The organism is Psychrobacter immobilis, from assembly GCF_904846235.1.
GTDB lineage: Bacteria > Pseudomonadota > Gammaproteobacteria > Pseudomonadales > Moraxellaceae > Psychrobacter > Psychrobacter immobilis_C.
The window spans coordinates 1-998 of sequence record NZ_CAJGZN010000056.1; the positions used below are offsets into that span (position 1 = coordinate 1).

Genomic DNA, 998 nt, shown 5'->3' on the forward strand with positions numbered 1-998 from the left:
ATTTAAACCCTATTGAAAAAAAATGGGCACAGGCTAAGTTTCTACGACAAGGGTGGATGGAGAATAATTTACCTAAGCTGTTTCATGATATGGGTTGTACCAATTTTATTCTGGATTGACTATAGTACTGAACAGAACCTGATAAAGTTGAATCAATTAGAAGAAAAATTAAAATTTTATCTTGAAACTAAGGAAAATGGTAGTATTTGGCAAAAAATAAAGGTCGGTTTCCCACCAAATTATACTTTAGAAGATGTGGAAAATTCAAAAAATGAAGCGAAAAATGAGTTTTTTCTGTCCATAATAAATTTAGCTAAAAAACATAATGATAATATTGTTTACGTAGAATTTGACTGCAATGAAATCTTAAATGAATACTATCGTCACTATGCCATTGCTAATGAAAAAATGGCAATAGCACGACTACCAAAAGTACTACGATTACCTGAAGATAAGAAAACATTTAATATTCAAAAGACTAATGAAGCAATTCATCACAACGTATTTATATTCGACAAGAAACATGTATCGTGATCTGTTGTTTTATATATTTTCTAGACAAATTTTTCGTATAAGAGTCTTATTTGACTATCATAGGGAAAGTTCATGAACTCAATTACTAGTAGCTTTTCAGCACCAATCTACAGACGAAGAAAAGCCCTCATCGCGTGAGCGTTGGGGGCTTTATCTAGAATAGAGAGCTGACAAACGAGAAAAGCGCCATTAAGGCAAAGCAAGAGCTATCTACAGGCATAGCCTTCCGTCTTGCGCTACGGACGACTTTCTCCCAGACAGTCGTTACTCCTTGCTCACCCTTAAATAGGAATTGCTACGTAGGTCACTAGAAATAAAAGATAGACACAAAGAAAATCCCCCGACAAGCTAATGTCGGGGGATATTTCAGAATAGAGAGCTGACGATGACCTACTCTCACATGGGCGAACCACACTACCATTGGCGCTACGATGTTTCACTTCTGAGTTCGGGAAGGGATCAGG

General features: G+C 36.3%; 1 protein-coding gene and 1 rRNA gene. One reads left to right on the plus strand and one right to left on the minus strand.

Going from position 1 to position 998, the window contains the following annotated elements:
- Positions 1 to 147: 147 nt before the first annotated feature.
- A complete protein-coding gene (locus tag JMX07_RS13490; RefSeq protein ID WP_201608434.1) occupies positions 148 to 534 on the plus strand; it encodes a hypothetical protein in 387 nt (128 codons plus the stop codon).
- A 377-nt stretch (positions 535 to 911) separates the two neighbouring features.
- On the opposite strand, the gene rrf is transcribed toward JMX07_RS13490, so the two are convergent.
- Positions 912 to 998: ribosomal RNA gene (gene rrf / locus JMX07_RS13495) — 5S ribosomal RNA — on the minus strand; the annotation flags it as partial.